Genomic DNA, 1462 nt, shown 5'->3' on the forward strand with positions numbered 1-1462 from the left:
GCCGGGCTGAACGTTCTGAAATTCCTGCTTTAGCAGCAGCAACAACTTGGCTATTTCGTTTTCTATGAGTCATATAGATAGTGACCTGTTGATCCGTGATTCGTGTTCCCGGCACAGTGAACTCCCTCCGTTCTGCTGTACCGAACCTTATCAGACCAACCGGCCAAGATAATTGTCGCTAGACCGGCCACCGTAATTGTCGCTCAATACCCAGAGTTCTTAACGTCTTCGATCTTCTTGAAAAAACCTCAACGCATTGAGGCACTGCTCATGATAATGACGCTTAGCCTTCTTGTTTACGCAAGTCTAGAGCACAAAATCAGAGAGCAACTTAACAAGACAGAAGCGTTCTTCCCAAGCATGGTGAAGAACAAAACAACGACTAAACCGACGGCACGTTGGGTGTTCTTAAAATTTGAAGGGATCGATACACTCGAATTCGGTGGTCAGAGCTTCATAACCGCACGGAAAACGCATGAACATCCGCGTCACGAAAGGCTTCCCAGCACGGTCGCTAGGTACTCTTGGTCCATCGCGCACATCATTCGCTTGCGTTGAATGCCGGCTTTGAAACTCTTCTCTTGCTTTAATAAATTCAAAACCATTTGCCTTATTCGTGCAAAAACTTCCGCTCGATCATCGACTCTTATTCGGCAAGCATCTTCTTTTAATCCAACATCAAGTTGCCAGTGCATCGATTCAATTAACCAGTGCGAGCGCGTGGCATCATGAAGCTCTTTCGCTGTGAGTGATTTTGAGCTTATATAGTAGCGCACTGAAATATCTGACTCTTCAGCATGTTTGCCTTCTTGACGAACACTCACCATGATGCCCATCGTTTTTAATTCAGGCCAATCATAAGCCAAATCACCTAATACACTTAAATCGGTATTAATCAGTGCACATCGTGTTTCTAAACGCCCATGCGATTTTTCTTGTGATGCGTAGCTATCACCATCAAATTGTTGAAGCATTGCCGGGCGGTAATAATTATCAAACGCTTTATCTAACTTGCCTTGATTTCCTTTAACGGCAAGCAAATAATCGGCATTTTTATCGATGATTTTCTGTGCGATTTTGCGCTGACAACCCATGGCATCTATGGTAATCAAACAACCTGAAATATCGAGCAATTCCAGTAGTTTAGGTATTTCAGTAATCTCATTGGTTTTACTATTTACTTTTGACTGTCCTAGACACACTCCATTTGCGGTTGCGAACGCATTAACCATATGAATAGCAGCTTGGTCTGTTGCTCGATTATATGAGCCCCTTAGTGTTTTTCCATCAATGGCAACCACTTCGCCATCCGTTAATTCATGACACGATTTCATCCATTCTATAAAGGCTTTTTGTAATGCCTTTGGACTGATGGTTCCCATCACTCTTGCGATCGTATCTGCCGACGGTGACGTTTTACCTGAAAAGCCAAAACGTAATAAGAAATACGCGACTGCTTACG

At 43.5% G+C, this 1462-nt stretch carries 2 pseudogenes; one reads left to right on the top strand and one right to left on the bottom strand.

The features are described 5' to 3' along the window. Positions 1 to 210: 210 nt before the first annotated feature. A pseudogene (locus DZ54_RS24570) lies at positions 211 to 558 on the top strand (hypothetical protein); the annotation flags it as partial. Here the strand turns inward: DZ54_RS24570 and DZ54_RS0117350 are convergent. Beyond that, positions 489 to 1445, bottom strand: a pseudogene (locus DZ54_RS0117350) (ISAs1 family transposase); the annotation flags it as partial. The pseudogenes DZ54_RS24570 and DZ54_RS0117350 sit on opposite strands and share 70 nt — an antisense overlap. Positions 1446 to 1462: the final 17 nt, after the last annotated feature.

It is taken from the genome of Salinivibrio socompensis S35 (assembly GCF_000513715.1).
GTDB lineage: Bacteria > Pseudomonadota > Gammaproteobacteria > Enterobacterales > Vibrionaceae > Salinivibrio > Salinivibrio socompensis.